This window comes from Pedobacter suwonensis, assembly GCF_900111825.1.
In the GTDB taxonomy this organism is placed as follows: Bacteria; Bacteroidota; Bacteroidia; order Sphingobacteriales; family Sphingobacteriaceae; genus Pedobacter; species Pedobacter suwonensis.
The window spans coordinates 28,731-52,936 of record NZ_FOJM01000006.1; the positions used below are offsets into that span (position 1 = coordinate 28,731).

Consider the following 24,206-nt stretch of genomic DNA (forward strand, 5'->3'; position numbering starts at 1 on the left):
TTAATGGGGCAGGATAGCCATTAATTACGAGTTGTTGCTAGTTAAGCAGATATTCGTGAGCAGGAATAACGCGAATCACCTTACCATTTTTTTCGAATAAATCCTTTTGGGAAATGGTAACCAAAATTCCTTCTTCGATATTAAAGAATTCCAAGGCTTCAATCATACCATTAACTTCTCTTTCAAGATTGTCTGGATTTAGTTCATAACATACCTGAATCGCTTGATAAAAAGCCCCGTTTTTAAATGCAATAAAGTCACATTCTCCTTTTTCTGAAAAATAATAGATTTCTTTATAAATTCGGCGAAGATGCAAAAAGATGAGGTTTTCGAATTTACGTCCGTTGTCCTCGGTAAAAGATCCTGAATTTACATTGATAAGACCTGTATCAATTGCATATACTTTTCTTGGATTTGCAATTTGTTTTTTTAGAGAGTAACTAAATTTCGGTACAAAATGTAATAAATAGGAGTATTCCATATGTGATAAATACTCCAGCACAGTACTGGTTGCACCTACTTCAAAAATGTTTTTAAGCTTATTGCCCGATACAGGCTTCCCAACATTTGAGATTAGGTACTGGGCCAGGCGCTGGAGTGTTCTTATATCTTTTATACTGTAACGCACTGCGATGTCACGGATCAGTATGTCTTCAAAAAGGTGATTTAGGATATCATCGGTTCTTTCTTTAATATATTCGGGAAAGCCTCCGGTTGTCAAATAGTTAATTAGCGATTCAGTTGAAGGCTTTAGTTTTTGATGAGAGATAAACTCATGATATGAAAAAGGAAATAACTCTTTAGTAATGTGCCTCCCCGTAAGCTTTGTTCCTAATTCTCTGCTCAACAGTGAGGCATTTGAACCAGTAACAACAACCTTAAAACCTTCCTCTAATTTCTGTCGTACATATCTTTCCCATTCAGGTATAATTTGAATTTCATCAAACATTAGAACAGAACGTTTTTGCTCTCTGATCAACTCATCTAACCTTAGGAAATCCTTGCTTTCAAATTCATATAGTCTGGGATCTTCAAAATTGAGGTATAACGCTCCAGGATATTTACTGTTTAATAATTGAAATAGTAAAGTGCTTTTTCCGCACCTTCTTATTCCTGATACAATAAGAGCATGGGAAGCTAAATTTGGCAGTAGTGGCAGCGCATCTCTTTTTAGCCCTGTATCTTTATTTGCTATATTTAGACTTTGCGCCTGGACAATCTGATTAAGGATATTTTGAGGTATCATAAAAAAAAAGTGTTTGATACAAAACTACAATAGTTTTGTTTAGTAAACAAAACTATTGTAGTTTACGACCAAAAGGTATTATGTTGAAATAATCGATCCTAAACATTGCGTACCAAAATTTTTCTATTTGTTTAAAACTATTTTGGGTATAAGTTAAAAGAGATTGTAAAGACGAGACAAAACGAAAAAAGCCTGAAATCTTTCGATTTCAGGCTTTTTTTATGATGCGGAGAGCGAGGGATTCGAACCCCCGGACCTGTTACAGTCAACAGTTTTCAAGACTGCCGCATTCGACCACTCTGCCAGCTCTCCGCTGCAAAAGTAGGAATTTGGCGTTAATCTCCAAACCTTTTCCGATCAAATATTTTAATTAATATTTTAAGCCTTGCTAATCATTTAGTTAGAATGCATACAAAAATAAAAAAGCATACCTAAACGGCCGTTTCATGCCGTTAATCGTCACAATTGGTTACCGTTAACTTTAACTAAACTGCTTCTTTAGGATTAATTTTCTGTCGTTCAACAGATAAATATCCATTTCCTTCAATGGCGAAACAGATTAATCCGGCCAGTACAGAAATGGAAATCCAGAATTCAGAATAGGGTTTAAAAATTCCACCAGATATATTGATAAAGAATACGGCACCGATTAATATCGGTAGGTTTATCAGGCAGAATGTGCGGGTGTACGTACCCAGTGTGATGGCCAAACCACCGATAATATGTAAAACAATAATAAGGTGCGCCAGCAGGCTGATGCTGATTGCCGTACCAAGAAAAGCACCTCTCATTAAATTACTAAAAGCTTGCATATTGATATAAAAATCAATGCCTTTCCACATTAACACGAGGCCCAATAAGATTCTGAAAAAATCAAGCCATTTTGGGTGGTGGTGATCGCCCCAGTTTTCGATTTTCTTAAGCATATTCATGACTTATATATTTTGGTTAATACAATTTACGCACAATAAAAGAGAATAACAATAGCTGCCTAAATGTTTGATTTTGAGATGGGAATAGAAGGAATTGATGTATGAAAAGAAAGATCGTCATTGGGGAGTAACCATCAATTCAGTGTCCTAAAAAAAAAAGGAATGAGGTCCTATATGCACTTTCTGATTTATTAGGTTTAAGATTTTGCATCCTGTAAAACTCATTGAGCTAAGGTGTCTAATTCATTCAATAATCCTTTAGGCTTTCTCACCATATAAGAAATATAAGAACACGTAAGCTTATACGGTCCTTAAATGTCTTATATGGTTAAAAAAATAACACTGAACATCAGTTTTTACATAAACGTCATTATAAGGTACGAAGCAATCTCACAACGATCGCTGCTAGCGTGTGTATTAAAATTGCTTCGTCGGCTGAAAAAGCCCTCTCACTTAAGATTCTTCGCGCTTGGTAACCCTTTAAATTACCCTTTTTTCTTTTCTGCAACCCTGCTGTTCAAATAATCAGTAGGCGACAGGCCAAACTGTTTTGCAAAATTTCTTCCAAAATGTGATTGTGAACTATAACCCACCAACTCCGAGATTTCGTAAATTTTCAATAATCCCTCATTTAAAAGTTCCGCAGCTTTTTTCAACCTCGCTAAATTGATCAGTTCATTCGGACTTAAATTGGAAATGGATTTAATTTTCCGGTAAAGTGTTGGCCGGCTCATGTTCATCTTTTCTGCCAGATGCTCCACGTCAAGATCCTGATTGCTGATGTTCTGGTTAATGGTATCTTGTAATTTTTCCAAAAATAGCTCATCTGCCTTAGAATAGGCCATGCTTTTCAGGTGGAGGAGGGGAGAATTGGAGAAATATTCTTTGATCTTGTTTCTGTTTTTAAGCAGACTGGAAATCTGTACCTGTAAAAACTCGGGTGAAAAAGGCTTTTCTACATAGGCATCGGCACCCAGTTCTAACCCCTCGATTTTAGATTGCAACGAATTTTTTGCAGTCAGCAAGATTACAGGGATATGGCTGAACTCCATAGTCGATTTTACTTTGGCACAAAATTCAAAACCGTCCATTTCGGGCATCATCACATCGCTGACAATGAGTTGGACAATTTCACTTTGTAATATAGCAAAGGCCTCTTTACCGTTTCTGGCTTGTAATACACGATATTTTTCTTCCAGATCATCCGAAATGAAATCAAGGATATCTTCGTTATCGTCAACCAATAACACCACAGCCCTGTCTTCATCAGTATCTTTAATGGTAAACCCAGTTACAATTTCTTCCATTTTCCGTTCAGGTTAAATTCTATCCGTTGATGGATCGGCAGCGCTAATACAAAGATATTAAATCCATCCTCATTAAAATCCAAATAAAGTTCCCCTCTGTGCAGCTGCGCAAGCGATTTTGATATCGATAGGCCTATTCCTGTCCCTGCCTTTACCGCTGTTTCTTTGCCCCTGAAAAAAGGTTCAAATATCTTGTCCTTAATTTCTATAGGAATCCTGTTCCCATCATTTTTAACCTTCACCATAAACTGACCGCTTTCCGGCAACGATAAGTTGATCTCCACAGTACTTCTTCCATATTTAAGCGCATTGCTGACCAGATTGCTGATTATTTTATAAAAAGCTTCAATATCGATATAGGCATGGAGGTTTCGCTCCGGTAAATGAAGGTTATAAACAATGTTTTGCTGTTCTGCAGCTGGCTGGAACTGTAGAAATATATCTTTTAGAATTTCAGAAATGTCGGCTTTTACGAAGTTTAATGAAAATTCGCTGGTTTCCGTCTTTCTGAAATTCAATAATTGATTCGTTAACTTGAGCAATCGATCAGTATTCCGGGCCATAATCCGCAAATTCTTTTCTATCGCAGGTATAGCATTTGCCTGTTTAATCAGTTTCTCCATCGGCCCGATGATCAACGTAAGCGGCGTTCTGATTTCATGAGCAACGTTGGTAAAAAATTCGATCTTGGCCTGGTAAATTTCCTTCTGTTTTTCATGCTCAAAAACTTCCATCCGCCTGCTGTTTTTTACTGCAATTTTCCGATGGTAACTTCGTACCAGGAAGAAAATAATTCCGCCTGTGGCCATCAGGTAAATTAAATAGGCAAGGGGACTGAAGTAAAAAGGAGGATATATTTTAATCAGCAGTTTAGTGTTTTTGGTACTCCAACTGTTGCTTCCTTCAACGAGTGCTTTTACCTCAAAAATGTAATTGCCAGGCGCAAGTTTGGTAAAATAAACTTTCCTGTTGGTTTTTAGATATTCCCAGTTTTTATAAAGCCCCGTCATTTTATAAGCATACTCGGTCATTTCGGGCGATAGGTAGCTTAAAGCCGCAAAATCGATGCTGAAAGAGGATTGATTATGATTAAGTTCGACAGTATCGGCATAAACGATGGATTTATTGTAGAGCGGATCTTTCACGTTGGGACCCATTTCTGAACCGTTGATCTGAAATCCGGTCAAAAATACGGGTGGCGCGTACGTTGAAGTCTTTAAATTGGCTGGATTAAAACTGACCAATCCTTTTACACCACCGAAATAGATTTGACCACTTTCATCCTGATAGGCAGAACTGTAATTAAACTGATCGGAAAGTAATCCGTTAGCTTTTGAATAGGTTTTACTTAAGCCCGTAGCCGGATCGAAATGGATAAGCCCCCTGGTACTGCTGATCCAGAACTTGTTTAAGGCATCTTCCTCAATGCGGAACAGGTAATTGCTGGGAAAACCATTTTTTACTCCATAGCGCTTAAACTGATGTTTCTGCCGGTCGAATCTGCAGAGCCCTCCGCCATCTGTAGTTACCCAAATATGCTTTTGGCTATCTTCAAAAATACTATTTACGGAGTTATGGCTTAAACTTTTTGCATCATTTGGGGTATGCCGGTAGTTTACATAACCTGGTTTGGATAAATTAAATTGAAATATACCATCGTTAAAACTGCCCGCCCAAATATTACCCTGGCTATCTTCTATAACCGAATAATAAAAAATAAAAGGAAGCCCTGCAATAGGGTCAAAATCATCTCTTTTACGGTTGTATCGGTAAATGCCATTAATGGTCCCGACCAATATTTCGCCCGATCGTGTTTTACAAAAAGTAACGATAAAATTGGTACGCAAAGCGTTTCCTACACCGGCCTGGTAGTGTTTAATTACCTTTTCTGTTTTCAGGTCTAAAACATCCAATCCATGTTCAAAAGTACCGATCCAGAGTTTGTCGCCATCAACCAGTAAGCCATGGATATTGGAATAAGCAATGCTTCCTGGTTTTCCATCTGGCAAAAAATGTTTAAAGATGCCTGTTTTTACATGGAGCTTATTCAGGCCGGCATCTTCCGTCCCGATCCATAAATTACCTGATCCATCTTTTGTAATTTCCCTTACATCACTTCCGCTGATTGAATTGGCGCCATTTTGCGGAAAGTATTTGGTAAACAATGAAGTATGGCTTGAGTAATAATTTACTCCTCCAAAGTAGGTGCCGGCCCAAACACCACCTTCACGGTCGATACAAATGGTATAAACCGCATTATCGCTTAAAGAATAATCGTTATTGTACTGCTTTTTGAGGTGGATAATAGCTCCACTCTCGTCATTATAAATGTAAATACCAGATTCTGTGGCAATCCAAAACTCGTGTGGACCTGTCTTTTTTATGTCTCGGACGAAAATTGGCGTTTTGTCGTCGTTCAACTTCAATATATTTTTTGATGTTAGGGTAACAGGGTTGAAAAGTTTAACTCCTTGATTGGTAGTGCCGACCAATAAATTTCCGTTTTCAGTTTCTGCAATCCTGGATACCCACCCGTATTCAGCTTTGGCATTTTTTCCATTGATGTTGAACTGCTGAAAATTATTTTTTTCGGGAATGTACTTTTCCAGCGTTCCCTTTCCGGTACTGATCCATACACTGCCATCTTTTAGAACGGTAACCAGCGAGGCATCAAATGGTGCATTATGCGCAAATGCCCGTATTTTCCTGGTATGCTTTTGATATAGATAGATTTTGAATGAAGAAAGGATCCACAGATTTCCCTGCTGATCGCTAGCCAGATCGATAATCCGCATCCCTTTAGTCGCCTTAATCATGGCGAAACTTTCCTTTGCAGGATTATATTGGTATACACCATTGTTTGTACCTACCCAAAGGGTCTGTTGCTGATCGTGGTGGAGCGCATAAATCAGATCGTTGCCCAAACTTCCAGGCTGGTCAGGATCGTGGCGGTAGGTTTTAAAAGCATAACCATCAAACCGGTTCAGACCATCTTTTGTGCCAAACCACATAAAACCGTTTCCATCCTGCACGCTGCAAAAGGCCGTATTATTGGAAAGCCCGTTTTCTACCTGGTAATGCCTGAAATAGTAGGGCTGCGCCAAAAGCAGCCTGGCCGAAAATAACAGATACAATAGAATGATGAGTTTTTTCAAGAGATCTTGGTCAGTAGCTTCAAATATATTAAAGAAATGGTTTGCTTTCAGGCTTATTTGAATTTGAGCCGATATGTAGAAAAATTGAGACAGATTTTATTTATGAAAGCTTTAAAGATAGAAGCTCATTTTTTTATGGATATGAAACCTGCAAACTGATAACTGCCAACCGATGAAGGATCTGTACTGAAACCTTACAATCCAAACGCAAACCCCACGGCTTTATAAACCTCTAACTAAACTTGATAAAACGTAAAACCTGTGTGCATCTTTTCTATCTGTAGCTAAGTTATTGCAAAACGTTGCCCTAAGTAAATTGTCTGTGTGCATCCTTCTTATCTGTGGTTAATTATATTTCTGTAATCCCTCCAATACAAATCGAGACAAAATGAAGAAAGATTGATACAAATGCGTATCCCTGCGCAAAGCTAAAAACCGAATCTTTGAAAAGAATTAATTGGAACTAAAACCATTTACTTCCAGTAAAAACCAAATCTCTAACCAAATATGAAAAGAAGTTTATTCTCCCGTGACGGCTTTTTAAGCCCGGATTGGTACTTGCTTCAAAAGCTATTTTTGAAAAGCAAAATCCGTTCTGCTATTTTAACCTCGATTACCTTACTCTTATTTTCATTTCAGCTTATTGCGCAGGAACAAAGTACCGTTACCGGTACCGTGACCGACGAAAAGGGCGAAACAGTTGTAGGTGCCAGTATTAAAATTAAGGGCACAAGTACGGGGGCAACAACAGATGCTAACGGAAAATTTAAAATTCAGGTGGCAGACAAAAATGCGACCCTGATTTTTATTTATGTAGGTTATGTCAATCAGGAAATCGCCCTTGCAGGGCGTTCGCAGGTTAATGTTAAACTTAAACCCTCCAATAACGATCTTTCAGAAGTGGTGGTAGTGGGCTATAACACACAGAAAAAGGAAGCCATAACGGGGGCCATTTCTTCCATTAGCAGTAAAGACCTGGAAAAAGTACATGGTGGCTCTACCGTGAGTACGGGCCTTGCCGGTAAACTGCCTGGTGTATCGTTCAGGATGCCTGATGGCAGACCGGGGTCAAGTGCCAACATCCAGATCCGTAACATGGGCAACCCCTTATATGTTATAGATGGGATTCAGCAGGATGCGGGTCAGTTTAATAACATTTCTCCCAACGATATTGAAACCATTAGTGTGCTAAAAGATGCTTCGGCCGCTATTTATGGTAGCCGGGCTGCTAACGGGGTAATTTTAGTAACGACCAAGAGGGGTAAAAACAGTACACGTAATACCTTTAGTGTTGATGCATATACCGGATGGCAGAACTGGGTACGTTTCCCTGAAACAACCGATGCTTACCAATGGATGTTAGGAAAGGCTACCGCAGAATTGAATCAGAATGGCAAAACTGATATTACCCAGGCCGAACTGGATAAATGGAAAGCCGGAACAGAATATGGTTACCAGAGCCAGAACTGGAAAGATATCATCATTGCGCCCAATGCCCCACAATCATCCATTAATTTAAGTGCTTCCGGTGGCAGCGACAAAGTAAATTATTATTTTTCGGGCACACACTTAGATCAAAAGGGGGTATATGGAAAGGCAAGGGAGTTCGATTTTAACCGAACCAATATCCAAAGCAATATTGAAGCTAAAATAACCGACCGTTTTAAAGTGGGGATGCTTATTAATGGCCGTATTGAGAGCCGCGACCAGCCGGGTGTACCGGGTGGAGATGATTATTGGGCCGCCCGTTTTGCTTTATTGAGAAACAGGCCAACAGAGCAGGCTTATGCCAATGGTAATCCTGATTATCCGAACGATATCGGGCATAATACCGAACAGTTCGCCGTGCAAAGTAAAGCCTTAAGTGGATACTGGAAATCAGACTGGAGGGTTTTACAGACCAATTTATCAGCCAGTTATGATACGCCTATCAAAGGATTGGAAATTAAAGGTTTGTATTCTTATTATATCGCCGATAATGTGATCAATGGTCATGAGTATACCTACAATGTATATAGTTACCACCCTGAAACCGGTGTTTATGAAGAAAAAGTAGGAAGCTCTAATCCTTACCGGGAACGCAGGAACGAAAAGATATACACCAATACTTATCAGTTGCAGGCCAACTATAACCGCACTTTTGGCAAACATACTGTTGGTGGTGTTTTAGTAGCAGAGCGTTTAGATCGTTTCAGGACTTATACTTTCCAGCATGCGGTACCACAAACGAATATTTTGCCTGTTTTGCAGTTTGCAGATATGGACGGGCAGGACTTCGCCGATATTCAGGAAGAAGAAGCCCGTATCGGATATGTAGCCAGGTTAAACTATAACTATGACAATAAATATTACCTGGAACTTTCTGGCCGTAGAGATGCCTCGTGGAAGTTTGCTCCCGACAGGCGTGTAGGTTATTTCCCTTCCGCATCCATTGGCTGGAGAATTACCCAGGAGAAATTTATGAAGTCGCTTTTAGGTGAAAGCACCATTTTAAATGATCTGAAACTTCGGGCTTCGTATGGCGTACTGGGAGATGATGATCTGGGTATCGATCCTTTTGCCTACATTCCGGGATACCGCTATAACCAGGGTACTGTAATTTTAGATGGAAAGAATATCACCACTTCAAGGGATAAAGGCCCAGTGATCAACAACCTTACCTGGTTCGAGAGCAAGATCACTGATATCGGTCTGGACTTTGTGATGTTCAATAGCAAGCTTTCAGGAACTGCTGACTATTTTTATAGAAAACGTACCGGATTGCCGGCCATTAAAAATGATGTAGTGGTTCCGATTGAACTGGGCTACGGTTTAAGCCCTGAAAACCTGGAAAGCGATGCACAGTTCGGAGCCGAGTTTGCGTTAAATTACAGGGATAAGATCGGAGAATTCAACTACAACGTGGGTGGAAATATCTCCATCAGCCGGAGAAAATTTTTAGATCAGTATAAGCCACGTTATGGCAATTCATGGGATCAATACAGAAATATCAGGAACCAACGATACACTGATATTTTTTGGGGATATGAAGTAACCGGACAATTTCAGAACATTGACGAGATCAATAATTATAAAGTAAACATCGATGGACAGGGAAACCGCTCTTTATTACCTGGCGATTTAATTTATAAGGATCAAAACGGTGACGGTGTAATTAATGACCTGGATCAAAGACCGATCGGATATACCACAACAGGCCAGCCAAATGTCGGTTTTGGTTTCACCATTGGCGGTTCTTATAAAAACTTTGATTTTACAGCAGATTTTTCAGGCGGTGCTATGTACTCCTGGAACCAGAACTGGGAACAGCGCTGGGCATTTCAGAACACAGGTGCTTTATTGCAGAACTTTGCTGATGACAGCTGGCATCGTACCAATCCATACGATCTGAACAGCGCATGGATCCCCGGGAAATACCCTGCATTGCGCTTTAATGACGGCGGACACAGCAACTACAACAAAAATTCTACTTTCTGGCTGCATAATGTAAGGTATTTACGTGCCCGTACGCTTGAGATAGGCTATACCATACCAAAAAGATGGGCCGAAAAAATCAAGATTCAAAATGCCAGGGTTTATGTAAATGGTTACAACCTGTTTTCTATCGATAACCTGAGCGATTATGGTGTTGACCCCGAAATCGCAGATGATAACGGTTTACAGTATCCTCAGAACAAGTTTTTTAACATCGGACTTAAATTAACGCTGTAACATGAAAAAGACTAATCAGATGAAAAAAATTATATATGCATTTGCTGCCATTGCCTTTTTAAGTTTTGCGCAGTCGTGTAAAAAAGATTCAGCATTTTTAGATAAACAACCTACCAGTACGCTACCTATTGATGCGGTATGGAAAGACCCAAACCTGGTGCTAACTGTTGTTGGCGATCTTTACGATCGGTATCCGGATTACCAGACCATTGAAGCCTGGTGGACTTTCACCGATTTTGACGAGGGTTTTGCTTCGGCTAGTGGCGATTATTTTCGCCATCAGAATTTAGAGTACGGTTATGATGCCTGGAGGTATTGGGATATGGGCACTTATGGTTATATCCGCGACTTGAATATGTTTATTAAACGTGGACAGGAATCTACCGCATTAAAAGCAGAAGACCGTGACCGTTTCCTGGCCGAAGCACGTTTTATCAGGGCTGGAGTATATTTCGAAATGGTAAAAAGAATGGGAGGTGTGCCGTTAATCACAACTGTTCTGGATTATGATTATAGTGGCGACCCAAGCTATCTTCAGTTTCCAAGGGCAAAAGAAACCGAAATTTATGATTTTGTGATTGCCGAATTGGAAGCCGTTAAAAATATACTGCCTGATGATGCGACCGTGCAGAGCAGGGCTACAAAAGCCGCTGCATTAGCCATGGAGTCTAGAGCAGCATTATATGCGGGTTCAATTGCCAAATACAGCAACTCGCAGTTAACTTTACCTGGCGGAGAGGTGGGCATATCATCAAGCCTGGCCAACAATTATTTTACCAAAGCTTTAGCTGCGGCCAAAGAGATTATAGATGGTGGTAAATATTCATTGTACAAAAAGAACCCTAATTTGTCTGAAAATTTTGCCGCGCTATTTACGGATAAAGGCAGCAATCCTGAAGTAATTTTTGCGAAAGATTTTAAGTTAAAAACCAATAAGGTTCATGGTTTTACCATTGATAATCAACCACGTTCTTCAGCTGAAGAAGCGCAGGGCGGGCGTTTAAACCCATCCTTAAATCTGGTACAGTCATTCGAAAAACTGGATAATACCTATGCATCCATGGCTTCGGTTGATGGAAATGGTAATCCGGTATACTATAGCAGTATTACCGATATTTTTGCAGGCCGTGATGCACGTTTGGCTGGAACGGTAATTCTTCCGGGAACACAATTTAAAGGCAAAACGGTTGATATCTGGGCGGGTTATCAATTGGCTAATGGAACAATCATTACCGGAGATAATTTCGGGCAGAGCAAAAGTGAGGTATTGCCAGATAATCCGGCATCTGTACAGGTAGTAGGAAGAGATGGCCCTGTTGATGGATTGGAATTCAGTGCACAATCTGGTTTTTATGTCCGCAAGTATCTGGATCCGGCAACAGGGTCAGGACAGATTGGTACCCGTAGTGATGTTTGGTGGATCCGCTACCGTTATGCGGAGGTATTGTTAAATGCAGCCGAAGCCTCTTTTGAACTAGGCGATCCGACTACAGCTGCAAACTACATGAAACAGGTAAGAGACCGTGCTGGTTTAACTACAGCTTTAACACCGGCACAAATCACTTTCGACCGTATTGTACACGAGCGTAAAGTAGAGCTTGCTTTTGAAGGACATGAACTTTGGGACATGAAACGCTGGAGACTGGCTGATAAAGTTTGGAATGGCAGTAACATGTCGGCAACCGATTTTATTAATGCTACAAATATAGGTAGCGCGACACGCACCAGTACGCAGGTATTTGGCTTGTGGCCCTACAAGTATTATAATCCTGGCAATGCCAACCATTTAAAATATATTTTTAAAGTAATCAAACCAAGCCGCGTAACCGCTGCACACCGGTTCCGTATCGGTAATTATTACTCTTCTATCGGGCAGGATGTGCTTAACGGAAACCCGAAAATTGTAAGAAACCCTAACCAATAAGCAGATATAGATATGAAAATTAGATTTTATTTCATGATGGGGGCACTTATTGCCGTACTTTTTGCTTCGTGTAAAAAAGATAATTATGATGCACCTGAAGCCGATTTTACCGGACGGATCGTGTATAAAGGTGAACCGATTAGTGTTCAGTATGGTCAGGTGAATTTCGAACTCTGGCAGTCGGGTTTTGGAAATTATTCGGCGCTGAATGTTAATGTGAGCCAGGAGGGAACCTATTCTGCCAAATTATTTAACGGAGATTATAAACTTGTTTTTTCACCTAATCAGGGGCCTTTTTTATGGAAAAAAAATGCTGCTGGTAAACAGGATACCATTGCGGTAAACATTAACGGCAATAAAACCATGGATATTGAGGTAATGCCTTACTACATGATCCGCGGGGCTACCCTCACCGCTGCGGCAGGCAAAGTAAATGCTTTTTGTAAGCTCGAAAAAATCATTACCAATGCCGATGCTAAGGACATTGAAAATGTTTCGCTTTACATTAACAAAACACAGTTTGTAGATGGTAGCAATAACATTGCTGCCCAGCAGATTAGTGGTGCAGCCATTGCCGATCTTAATAACCTGAACATGAGTGTAACGATTCCAGGCATTACGCCAACTCAAAATTATGTCTTTGCGAGGATAGGCGTTAAAATTTCTGGGGTTGACGATTTGATTTTTACCCCGGTAAGCAAAATAAGTTTTTAAAGGCAGGATAGAACCTTCATATTCTGTTGCTATTAACAGATTCTAATAGAGTGGTCGTCATTGCGAGGAGGAACGACGAAGCAATCTTTCATGCTGGTAATCCTTGCTATAAAGATTGCTTCGTCGGCTGAAAAAGCCTTCTCGCAATGACGATACCTTAGAATGATATGATTTTTTAATTAATTATTGTCATTAACTATCTTTTTTAAAATCATTGCCAATGAAATACATTTACGCCCTTTTTTTCTGTTTTTCACTATGTTTCATTAGCGAAAAAATAGTTGCAAAAACGCTAAATGATACCCTATACCTTGCTGATCCAACCATTTTCGTAGATAAAGGCAACTATTATTTGTATGGTACCAGCAGTGACCAGGGATTTTTGGTTTATGTTTCAAAAGATCTCAAAACCTGGAAAAGAAAGGCAGGAAATGATGGTTTTGCTTTAAAAAAGGGCGATGTCTTTGGCAACAAAGGTTTTTGGGCCCCGCAGGTTTTTAAAAGGAAAAATACTTATTACATGGCTTATACTGCTGATGAGCAGATTGCTGTTGCTTTGAGCAAAAGCCCATTAGGCCCGTTCAAACAGGAAACATTAAAAGCCATCTCAGGCACAGGGAAGCAGATCGACCCATTTGTATTTACCGATACAGATGGGAAAAATTACCTCTATCACGTTAAACTTGATCGTGGCAACCGGATTTTCGTAACCGAACTGAAGGCTGACTTTTCGGATATCATCCCGGAAACAACACAGCCCTGTTTGACAGGAACTGAACCCTGGGAAAATACGGCTAAAACAGATTGGCCGGTAACCGAAGGACCAACAGTTCTTAAAAAGAACAACGTTTATTATCTCTTTTATTCGGTAAACGATTTCCGGAATCCTGATTATGCTGTGGGTTATGCCACTTCGAACTCACCCAAAGGACCATGGGTAAAATATGCAGGCAATCCGGTCATCAGTAAAAAATTACTGAAAATAAATGGTACCGGGCATGGCGATTTCTTTACCGATAAAAATGGAGTCTTACAGTATGTATTCCATACGCACCATAACAATCAAAAAGTATCGCCAAGGGCTACAGCTATTATCAAAGCTGTTTTTGTAAGCGATAAAAATGGTGGTTACCATCTGCAGATCGATCACGGAAGTTTTCGATTTTTAATAGAAGGGATCAATTGATTTAGTATAAATATTAGAAAAAAAATAATTTTAAAAGATTACGAAAATGCAGCAGCCTGAAAAAGACAGGCTTTAAGTTTTGAAAATGAATAAATTAAAAATAAAATTATGGTTTGCATTATGCCTTTTAGTGATTGGCGGATTAAATGCACAAACATTTACCAATCCATTGCTTCCATCTGGCGCTGATCCTTATAGTTATTATAAAGATGGTTATTACTATTACACCCATACCACTGGTAACAGGATAGATCTTTGGAAAACCAAAACCTTAGCCGGTTTAAAGGACGCAGAGCGTAAAACCATTTGGAAAGCACCGGCCGAAACCATGTACAGTAAAGAAATCTGGGCGCCTGAAGTGATGTTTTTAAGAGGAAAATGGTATGCCTATTTTGCTGCGGATGATGGAAGAAACGAAAACCACCGCATGTACGTGTTAGAGAATGCTTCGGCCGATCCGATGAAAGGAGAATGGATATTCAAAGGAAAAATTAGCGACCCCACCGATAAATGGGCCATTGACGGCGATGTGATTGATTTTAAAGGCCAGTTGTATATGATTTGGTCGGGATGGGAGGGAGATAAAAATGGTAAACAGGAGATTTTCATTGCCAGGCTTAAAAACCCCTGGACGGTAGACGGGCAACGCGTAAAAATTTCTACTCCAAAATTCGACTGGGAAAAAAACGGTGATTTAGGTGGAGGAGAACATGTTGATGTTAACGAAGGTCCGCAGTTTTTGGTACATGGAGGCAAAGTTTTTATCATTTATTCGGCCAGTGGTTGCTGGACCGATTTTTATGCACTAGGCATGTTATCTGCTTCTGCAAAAAGTAACCTGCTTGATCCTGCTTCGTGGACAAAATTTACTAAACCTGTTTTTCAGCAGTCGCCAAAAGATGGCGTTTATGCACCAGGACATAATTCATTTTTTAAATCGCCTGATGGCAAAGAAGATTGGATCCTATATCACGCCAATGATAAACCGGGCCAGGGTTGCGGAGGTTTCCGTTCACCCCGGGCCCAAAAGTTCTACTGGAATAGCGACGGAACACCAAATTTTGGCACGCCGGTAAAAGCAGGAGCGCGCTTAGCATCGCCATCAAACTAAAACAAAAACTAATCAGATAATACCGATATGAATTTAAAAAACTATGCGCTATTTGCCGTATTAAGCCTGATCATCAGCACTGGCTTTGCACAAAAAACAAAAAAAAGCACCGAAGCTGCAAAAGTCTGGCCTGTAGAAAAGGCCAATGCCTGGTACAAAGAACATCAGTGGTTAACAGGTGCAAACTATATTCCTTCCAATGCCATTAACCAGTTAGAAATGTGGCAGGCTGATACCTTTTCGCCCGAACTGATTGATAAGGAACTGGGATGGGCTGAAGGCATCGGCTTTAATACCTTACGTGTTTTCTTGTTCAGCAAAGCCTGGAGCCAGGATCCGGCGGGTTTTAAAAAGAGAATGGATCAGTTTTTAACCATCACTCAGAAACATGGTATTAAACCGATGTTTGTTTTTTTTGATGATTGCTGGAATAAAACTTCGGCTATTGGCAAACAGCCTGCACCAAAAACAGGCATCCATAATTCAGGTTGGTTACAGGATCCCGGCGATCCGGCTTTTAAAGAAGAGGCCAATTTTCCTGAACTTGAAAAATATGTTAAGGATGTGCTAAGCCATTTTGCCCACGATAAAAGGATTTTGCTCTGGGATTTATATAATGAACCTGGTAATAGTGGAAAGCTGGAGGCTTCCATCCCTTTGCTAACTAAAACCATCGGCTGGGCAAGAGCTGTCAATCCTGATCAGCCCATTTCCATCGGATTGTGGAGCTGGGGTTTTGAAAAGCTTAACGAGATACAGCTGGCAAATTCAGATATTGTAACTTACCATAACTACGAGGCACCGGAATGGCACCAAAGAACCATTGATCTGTTAAAAGCCAGCGGTAGGCCATTAATTTGTACCGAATATATGGCAAGGACGCGAAACAGCCGTTTCGCTAACATTTTGCCGATGTTAAAAGAAGAAAATGTTGGTGCAATAAACTGGGGTTTTGCTGCGGGTAAAACCAATACCAAATATGCCTGGGATACACCGCTTGCTGATGGATCTGAACCGATTGAATGGTTTCATGAAATCTTTCAGCCTGATGGTACCCCTTACCGCCAGGATGAAGTTAACCTGATTAAAAAACTGAATAACAAATAAATGCGTGTCAGTCTGAGCGGAGTCGAAGACCTTAGTTAAAATAAAGATATCTATTTTTCTACAGGTTATCATTTGTCGACTTCAATTGAATAGTCGTCCTCTACTGAAGCGCAGTCAGGAGAGATTTATCTAAAAAGATTTCTCGACTGCGTTGCACTTCGCTCGAAATGACGGTAACTCCGGGGATCTTTCACAAGTATTGCCAAACTAGATTTAAATACACAAATTGTAAACAAATGAATAAAAAAGTATCGCTTATTTTATCGCTGCTGGGGCTGTCGCTATCCCTTTCTGCACAGCAGCAAGACAAGTCATGGTCGATGGTAAAAGGAAAAATCTCATCGCCATGGGCACAGGAAGTTAACCCAAAAAATGTATTGCCAGAATATCCACGCCCTCAGCTGGAGCGTATGGGTAACTGGAAAAACCTAAATGGCCTCTGGGATTATGCCATTTCCGAAAAATCGCAGCGCCCGGCCATTAACCAGGGGAAAATTTTAGTTCCGTTTGCGGTAGAATCTGCACTTTCCGGTGTGGGCAAAACGGTTGGTAAAGACAGCCTCTTATGGTATAAAACGGTATTCACGCTTCCGGCGAATATGAAAGGAAAAGAAATTCTACTTCATTTTGGAGCGGTTGACTGGAGAAGCACTGTAAGCATCAATGGCAAAGAAGTAGGTAAACATGAAGGTGGTTTTGATCCTTTCAGCTTTAATATTACACCATTTTTGAATAAAAGCGGTAAACAGACCTTAACTGTAGAAGTTTGGGATCCAACTGACGATGGTCCTCAGCCAAGGGGAAAACAGGTGAAAAAACCGGAGGGAATCTGGTATACACCGGTAACCGGCATCTGGCAAACGGTGTGGATCGAAGCAGTTAATAAATCACATATCGGTCACCTTAAAATCACACCCGATATCGACCAGCAAACGGTTTCAGTTACTCCAGCTATAAATGGTTCAGGGGCAGATCAGATTAAGGTTTCGGCCTGGGATGGTGCAACCAAAGTAGCTGAGGAGGTTGCCGACGGTACGGGCGCAATCATTTTAAAAATAGCCAATCCAAAGTTATGGAGTCCAAAAAGTCCCTTCTTATACGATTTAAAGGTAGAGCTGATGGCCAAAAATAAAAAGGTAGATGAGGTGAAAAGTTATTTTGCCATGCGTAAAAGTTCAATGGGCAAAGATCAGAACGGTATTCAGCGCATGTTGTTAAACAATGAATTTGTTTTTCAGTATGGTCCGCTTGATCAGGGTTGGTGGCCTGATGGATTGTATACCGCGCCAACCGATGCTGCCTTGAAATTCGATATAGATAAAACCAAAGAAATGGGTTTTAATATGATCAGAAAGCACATTAAGGTAGAACCGGCCCGTTGGTATTACTATTGCGATAAAGCGGGTATGTTGGTTTGGCAGGATATGCCAAGCGGCGATTTGGGTAACGGCTGGGAAAACCGTCCAGGTGTTTTAGATCATGGCTCGGATCAAAACAGAACTGCCGAATCAGAAGCTTATTACAGAAAAGAATGGAATGCCATTATTGAAGCCCTTTACAATGTGCCGTCAATTGTGGTATGGACACCTTTTAATGAGGCATGGGGCCAGTTTAAAACCGTAGAAATTGCCAGATGGACCAAAGAAAAGGATCCTTCAAGGTTGGTAAATACGGCCAGCGGCGGTAACTTTCATCCGGTAGGCGATATTATCGATCTGCACAATTATCCGCATCCGGCTATGCCGAGTCCTGATTACTTTGGAAAAGATTATGCCTTGGTATTGGGTGAGTTTGGTGGACTAGGCCTGCCTGTTGATGGCCACGTATGGCAACAAAAGAATAACTGGGGTTATCAGAGTTTTAAAAATAAAACAGATTTGTTTAACAAATACGGCCAGTTCATGAAACGTTTGCAAGAATTAATTCCGCTGGGGCTTTCTGCGGGTGTGTATACCCAAACTACAGATGTTGAAGTAGAAACCAATGGATTGATGACCTATGATAGAAAAGATATTAAATTTTCAGAAGCACAGATGAAAGCTTTGCACGATAAACTATACCAAATTAACGTAACGGTGCAGAAATAAATTTATAAAATTATCATCTCGACTGACCTGCCTTTCGTTACATTGGCAGCGTCCACTAATTCGGTCGTCATTGCGCGGAGGAACGACAAAGCAATCTCTCATGCTAGTGATTCTAGCCGTAAGATTGCTTCGTCAGCTAAAAAAGCCTTCTCGCAATGACGATTTTTGAGTTATGCTGACTCATCGGCTAATCACTAGGTTTCCCCTGATTATGGATATGTTGCTTTTTACGCCTTTAAAGCCATAGAAAGTATGGGGAAAGGTTTTCCAGCTCCGTCCACCTCACTCCGCTCAAAGGTTTTGAAACCAAGTTTTTTATAAAAACCTACTGCTTGTTCATTCTGCTCATTTACATCTACCATATAAACATGATGTGCTTTTATCGCAAAATCAATCAGTCTTTTGCCAAATCCTTTTCCTCTTACATCAGGGTGGATAAAAAGCATTTGGATCGATTCACCATTAATGCCTATAAAACCCATCAACTTTTCCTCAACCTCGATAGCATATAACTGTACCTGATCAAAATATTCATTTAAAATCAACGAACGGTAGGTGATAATGTCTTTTTCAGAAAGAAAATGGTGTGTGGCCCTTACCGAGCTTTCCCAAACCGCAATCAGTTTTGCATAATCTTTTCCACTGGCAGCTAAAATTTTTGCTTCTTTCATTCCATGTGAATCATTTAATCTCCAATACTTTGGAAAGTAGTTTCTAAACGTAAAATTTACTGAAAAGTTTGCTTTCGATGATAAGGTCGTTTGGTTTTTATCAGAACCTTAGCAGATTGATGTGATTAAGTCGATCGAAAAATATGGCATAGTAAAAGCCTTAAGTTTTTTACGGTTAAGTTAGTCAGGAATTTTTGTCATGGCATCAACTCCATTATCCATTTTACATCTTCCATTTTAATCTTCCGTTTTACTTATTCCAGCTCACCACCTTAATTTCATCACCCACACAGATGGTCCCCGTTTGCTGATGCAGTAAATTTTGTCCGAACATGATTTTGTTCCCTATCTTGCGGTAGCTGGCCAGTGTTTTTAAAGGTTCCTGGCCCTTAAAACCCGTTTGTTGGTCGATTGTAATGAGTATGCACCTTGAGCATGGTTTTACAGCCGAAAATAAAACCTCACCAATAAAAAAGTCCTTAAAACTATCCTCAACATGAGCCTCACCTCCGGTGAAAACAAAATTTGGCCGAAAACGGTCCATCAGAACGGGTTCTGGTAGTTTTCCATTCAGTTCATTAAGCGAAGATTGACCGATGAGGAGGCAAGGATAACCATCAGCAAAACTCACCACTTCATTATTTTGGGCATAATCCCGATCAACCAGTCGCTTTTCAGTTAATGGCATCTTTACCAATCTAACCTTAAACTTTAGGAAATCAGAAAACCAATCACTTACTATTTTATTTACTTCAATCGCATTAACCATATCGTTCCAAATCTCAACTGAAATCTGCTCTCCGGTATCTTCATCCATGGAAAAGGATGTACTTAAACCAGGCAATGTCTTATGGGAAACGATTAATTTACCATTACAGATGTTCACTTGTAAAAGGGCCAGTTCTGCATGTTTCCTTTGGGTAATAAACATCCCTTTCTCATCAACCAACATCCATCTTCTGTCGTATTGTAAGCCTTTTTCTTCAAGCTTGGCTTCCTGTAAACTTAGGCCTCCCAGCGATTTTATAGGATAAATGTTAATTTCGGAAAGGAAAAATTGATTCATGCCTTAAAGATAAAAAACACAATCCGGATTTAGCTGTTTGCCAGAATTGAATTACCTCATGAACGAGACAACGGATATGAACCAACATATTTATTACAAATGCCCAAACTATTAAACTTAAAAATCTTGTAATCACTTTTTGTCTATACAATAGATTTCGGATTTTGTATCTGATTAGGCGGGCCAGCTCCAGCTAAATAAAACGGAGCTTCCTGATCGAAAGCTCCGTTTGTTCTGCTATTAAGTCTATTGGAAATGCTTTTACCGTAATTCCAATCTATTGTTCATTAAATTAATGGGTCAGCATCCTGATTACGGGTATTTTGATCGGGAAAACTATTACGGTCAAAATGGTGGTGACGATAAAAGTTTGCCCGGTCTATCTCCACAATTTCATCTTCCAGTCGCAGTGCCGCGGGACTGCCTATCACACTGCGGATCTCATTCTCCATTTGAGGGGTAACCTCACCTATGATATATCTTGGCATTGCCCTAAACTGATCATGGTGGATATCAGGTAAAATAACCTCTTTTTTATCTTCACCTAAATTTGCAAGGCCAATAGGGATCAATATCGCTTTTTCCTCCAAATCTTCGCCCATGTCAACAAGTTCCACAATGATATATCGAATTGCATTTTGTGCGGGGTCAAACAGGAGATCCCGGACCTTCCCAACCGAATCACCGGCTTCATTTCTTACCGGCCATCCTTTAATGTCGGCCTCGCCATCGCTTAATTGATAATTACTTTTTGAAAGTTCCTCTAAATTACTGTATACAATAGTTCCTGAATCCATAATTGATTTTGTTTAAGGGGGCTATTCATAAAGTGCCCATTTTTACAACAGGTTTAACCAGCAGATGGTTTTTTAAAACTTATCAGGTAGTTTGTAAAAAAGGGAAACGAACCAGGTATCACAAAGTCGAACTTGTTTATAAGTGTTTGTTGCCTAGTTTTTTATGTTAGTATGGCCAGATGTGGAAATCCGTTAGATATTAATTGGAAAAAACAGTCAGCTATTGTAAGGTTTTACGTTTATTTTGTATAATATTAAAATAGAATCAGAAGCTAATGAATATAACTGAATTTAAAAAGTTATTAGAAAAAGACAGTCCGGATGCCCACCTGTCAGTCCAGCTGCGGGCACTTTGGTACGATGCAAAGGGAGATTGGCATAAGGCCCATGATCAGGTTGATCAGTTAGGCGATTTGGCCTCTGCGCGTATCCATGCATACCTGCATCGCAAAGAAGGGGATACCTGGAATGCGAATTACTGGTATGCTAAAGCTGGAGAGAAATTGCCTGTACTATCACTGGATCAGGAGTGGGAAACGCTGGTTCAGCGTTTTTTAGCGGTATAACCTAGATGAGCTAACCTAATGGCAACGGACATTGGGTTAGCTTTAGAGGTGTACTTAAAATGATATTATTTGCCTGAAGCCGCCCGGTCTTTTTATTTCGCAGGCATTTTAAATGAAGGTGGAAGTGAACTTTCATCCGCTGCCCAAAGCTTATTTGGGTGTTTGCCCATTACCAGCTCTAATTTGCCCCCTTTCATTAAATCATCATGGGTAAACCACGATTTATTCCATACCATACCATTCAGTTTAGCAGATTGAATGTATTTATTTTCTGGGGAATAGTTGATACAGTTCAGCTCAAATTTTTTGTTGTTTCCAAGGTCCAGTTTAACATTGGCAAAAGTTGGGCTGCCAATCACGTACATAGGCAAGCCTGGGGTTATCGGGTAAAAGCCCATCTGCGAAAATACGACAAAAGATGTAAGGCCACCACCATCCTCATCACCAGGAATCCCCATTAAATCATTGCGAAACCACTGGGTTAATAAACTCCTCACCCGTTTTTGTGTTCTCCAGGGCTGTCCGGCATAATTATACAGGTAAGGAATATGCATAGCGGGTTCATTACCCATAGAAAATTGACCAACATTGCCGGTATGGTCGGGTAACTGCGAATAAAAATCAAACCTGCTTTTTCCAAGCGGGGTATTATACATTTTTTCCAGTTCATCAACAAAAGTCTGTTTACCACCCATCATATTCACCAGATCGCCGATATTGTGCAGCACATCCCAACGGTAGAGCCAGCCATTATTTTCATCATAAGTTTCTCTGGCACCAAGTCCGCCTGAAAAACGGTAATCCAGCGGTTTAATAAATCTACCTTCTGCATCCTTAGGGTGAAAAAACCTGGTTTCAGGATTAAAAACGGTGTGGTAGCTGGTACTTTTATCTAAAAAATGTTTTGCCTCTTCGGTTTTACCTAACTGCTGTGCGATATTGCCCAGGCACCATTCATCATAAACGGTACCCAAGGTTACCGCAATAGGTTGGCGTTTTTCAAATCCATGAACTTCTGCTGCGGTTTCTTTCTCGCCCTCAGGTAAAGCGGGAAAATAGCCCTTATCTTTAAAAAACTGATCTAAAACACCTGCTTTTTTTGATGACCATGGGGCAAGGGTCTTTTCAGTAATTGCTGCTTTACAATACTGGTAGGCTTCTTCAAGATTAAAACTTCTCAAACCCTTGTTATAAGCATCAATTATAGTAGCCACGCCATGGTTGCTGTTCATTCTCCGGCTATCACCGGTTACTTCCGGAAAAGTCGGCATCCAGTGGTCGTTCATCTGTTGGGCCATTCGCAGATAAGAATTAATCATGTCGCCTTCCATTTTCGGCTCAATAATTACGCGAAGCGGATGTGTTGCGCGGTAGGTATCCCAAATCCAGTCGTCAGTAAAAAATGGCACACCATTATCGTTGTGCACTTTTCCATCGAAGGCGCTAAAATATTTTCCATCTTCAGATAAGCTGATCATCCTTTCGTAGGTGCGGTAAAGGGAGGTATAAAAGATCGTTTTGGCGGTTTCATCTGTACCCGTTACCTGGATTTTTCCAAGCGTGGCATTCCAGATATTTCTGCCCGTCTGCGCCACCTGGTCCAGGTTGTAATCCTTAATTTCGCGACGTAGATTTTGCTTTGCCTGTTCTACGCTAATAAATGATATACCATAACGTGCCTTAATCTGCCGGGTTTGCGCAGGAAATTTTAAAATAAGATAAGCATCCCGGCCGGAAGTTGACTGTTGGCTTGAATTTAGGTTATCTCCACTGTGCGTACCCGATTCAACAGGTTTTAAATCAGTTTCAAAATAGAGGTAAACCCTGGTATTATTGTCCAGTTTCTGAAACCCACTTACCACATTTTGGTTTACTTTTAATTCGCCGTTTTTGGTGTTTAAAATCAGGTAAGGCGGAACATTTGTTTGCGAAAAATGGAGTGCATATATCCCTGATTGATGAGATGGGGCAAATTGTACATTAATCCCATGATCATCAAGATCTACCTGATAGTAATAGGGCTTAATCACCTCATTGTCGTAGCCATAAGAAATAACATGACCCGCCTTTTTGAGGTCGCCCTGAAAAGGACTTAAATTAAAAGCCGAGCTGCCCCGGTGACTGGTAACCACAACTGGCAGACCTTGTATCGTATTACTGGTGAAATTATCACGCTCCGGATAAACCCTTAACAAACTGTTGGGTAAATGAACGGTAGGGTATGTGGGCACAAGTAAATGGCTGATGTTGCCAATATATGGGTTAACATAGTCTACCGGTTGCTTTTTAGTTTGTGCATGCACGAAACTGATGCAGGCGATCAGGGTGAATATTGCACTTAATACCGGATGTGTATATTTTTTCATGTCAGGACTTTAATTAGATGGAACAAAAAGAAACTTTTCAAAAAGCGATATCAGCATTGATGTGGAACCATCCGTATCATTAATCATGTATATCTTTTTAAGATGCCAAATTAGTAAAACGATTTATCAAATCTAATGTAAAGGGCTAGTTTATCAAAAAAAATACAGAAGGGAATCCTTTTATTTTAGCGGGTATATCTTTCCGTCAGCTAAATGGTTAGGCTTGGCCGGCGCTGTATAAACAAAAAGAGCGATGAATA

The 24,206-nt window shown here is 40.3% G+C and carries 16 protein-coding genes and 1 tRNA gene; 8 read left to right on the top strand and 9 right to left on the bottom strand.

Going from position 1 to position 24,206, the window contains the following annotated elements:
• Positions 1–37: 37 nt before the first annotated feature.
• From BM107_RS08940 to BM107_RS08960, 5 genes are all read right to left on the bottom strand, one after another.
• Positions 38–1,246: an ATP-binding protein gene (locus tag BM107_RS08940; RefSeq protein ID WP_090982430.1), complete on the bottom strand. Its 1,209-nt coding sequence runs from the start codon at positions 1,244–1,246 to the stop codon at positions 38–40.
• Positions 1,247–1,473: 227 nt separating this feature from the next.
• Positions 1,474–1,558: transfer RNA gene (locus tag BM107_RS08945), tRNA-Ser, on the bottom strand.
• A 173-nt stretch (positions 1,559–1,731) separates the two neighbouring features.
• Complete coding sequence (locus tag BM107_RS08950; RefSeq protein ID WP_244278774.1) at positions 1,732–2,172, bottom strand: DoxX family protein; 441 nt, start codon at positions 2,170–2,172, stop codon at positions 1,732–1,734.
• Between the two features lie 491 nt (positions 2,173–2,663).
• Positions 2,664–3,485 carry a response regulator transcription factor gene (locus BM107_RS08955; protein WP_090982434.1) on the bottom strand — a complete coding sequence of 274 codons (822 nt, stop codon included), beginning with the start codon at positions 3,483–3,485 and terminating at the stop codon, positions 2,664–2,666.
• Positions 3,470–6,640: a ligand-binding sensor domain-containing protein gene (locus BM107_RS08960; RefSeq protein ID WP_090982436.1), complete on the bottom strand. Its 3,171-nt coding sequence runs from the start codon at positions 6,638–6,640 to the stop codon at positions 3,470–3,472. Before BM107_RS08960 ends, BM107_RS08955 begins: the two co-directional genes overlap by 16 nt.
• Before the next feature lie 507 nt (positions 6,641–7,147).
• Here BM107_RS08960 and BM107_RS08965 point away from each other — a divergent pair.
• From BM107_RS08965 to BM107_RS08995, 7 genes are all read left to right on the top strand, one after another.
• Complete coding sequence (locus BM107_RS08965) at positions 7,148–10,351, top strand: SusC/RagA family TonB-linked outer membrane protein (RefSeq protein WP_090982438.1); 3,204 nt, start codon at positions 7,148–7,150, stop codon at positions 10,349–10,351.
• 19 nt (positions 10,352–10,370) lie between these two features.
• A complete protein-coding gene (locus BM107_RS08970; RefSeq protein WP_090982860.1) occupies positions 10,371–12,275 on the top strand; it encodes a RagB/SusD family nutrient uptake outer membrane protein in 1,905 nt (634 codons plus the stop codon).
• Positions 12,276–12,287: 12 nt separating this feature from the next.
• Positions 12,288–12,989, top strand: coding sequence for a DUF3823 domain-containing protein (locus tag BM107_RS08975; RefSeq protein WP_090982440.1), 702 nt, complete (start codon positions 12,288–12,290; stop codon positions 12,987–12,989).
• A 220-nt stretch (positions 12,990–13,209) separates the two neighbouring features.
• Positions 13,210–14,175, top strand: a complete 966-nt coding sequence (locus tag BM107_RS08980; RefSeq protein ID WP_090982442.1) for a glycoside hydrolase family 43 protein — start codon at positions 13,210–13,212, stop codon at positions 14,173–14,175.
• Positions 14,176–14,260: 85 nt separating this feature from the next.
• Positions 14,261–15,286, top strand: a complete 1,026-nt coding sequence (locus BM107_RS08985; RefSeq protein WP_090982444.1) for a glycoside hydrolase family 43 protein — start codon at positions 14,261–14,263, stop codon at positions 15,284–15,286.
• Between the two features lie 27 nt (positions 15,287–15,313).
• Positions 15,314–16,393 carry a glycoside hydrolase 5 family protein gene (locus tag BM107_RS08990; RefSeq protein ID WP_090982446.1) on the top strand — a complete coding sequence of 360 codons (1,080 nt, stop codon included), beginning with the start codon at positions 15,314–15,316 and terminating at the stop codon, positions 16,391–16,393.
• Between the two features lie 236 nt (positions 16,394–16,629).
• The gene (locus BM107_RS08995) at positions 16,630–18,480 is read left to right on the top strand and encodes a glycoside hydrolase family 2 protein (protein WP_090982448.1); all 1,851 of its coding nucleotides are present in this window, start codon (positions 16,630–16,632) and stop codon (positions 18,478–18,480) included.
• Positions 18,481–18,707: 227 nt separating this feature from the next.
• Here the strand turns inward: BM107_RS08995 and BM107_RS09000 are convergent, their stop codons facing one another.
• From BM107_RS09000 to BM107_RS09010, 3 genes are all read right to left on the bottom strand, one after another.
• On the bottom strand, positions 18,708–19,151 hold the full coding sequence (locus BM107_RS09000) for a GNAT family N-acetyltransferase (protein ID WP_090982450.1): 444 nt from the start codon (positions 19,149–19,151) through the stop codon (positions 18,708–18,710).
• A gap of 250 nt (positions 19,152–19,401) precedes the next feature.
• The gene (locus tag BM107_RS09005) at positions 19,402–20,217 is read right to left on the bottom strand and encodes an MOSC domain-containing protein (RefSeq protein WP_090982452.1); all 816 of its coding nucleotides are present in this window, start codon (positions 20,215–20,217) and stop codon (positions 19,402–19,404) included.
• 287 nt (positions 20,218–20,504) lie between these two features.
• Positions 20,505–21,014, bottom strand: coding sequence for a PRC-barrel domain-containing protein (locus BM107_RS09010; RefSeq protein WP_090982455.1), 510 nt, complete (start codon positions 21,012–21,014; stop codon positions 20,505–20,507).
• 275 nt (positions 21,015–21,289) lie between these two features.
• Between BM107_RS09010 and BM107_RS09015 the strand changes: the two genes are divergently transcribed.
• The gene (locus BM107_RS09015) at positions 21,290–21,580 is read left to right on the top strand and encodes a hypothetical protein (protein WP_090982457.1); all 291 of its coding nucleotides are present in this window, start codon (positions 21,290–21,292) and stop codon (positions 21,578–21,580) included.
• A gap of 92 nt (positions 21,581–21,672) precedes the next feature.
• On the opposite strand, the gene BM107_RS09020 is transcribed toward BM107_RS09015, so the two are convergent.
• Positions 21,673–23,946, bottom strand: a complete 2,274-nt coding sequence (locus tag BM107_RS09020; RefSeq protein ID WP_090982459.1) for a GH92 family glycosyl hydrolase — start codon at positions 23,944–23,946, stop codon at positions 21,673–21,675.
• Positions 23,947–24,206 lie beyond the last annotated feature (260 nt).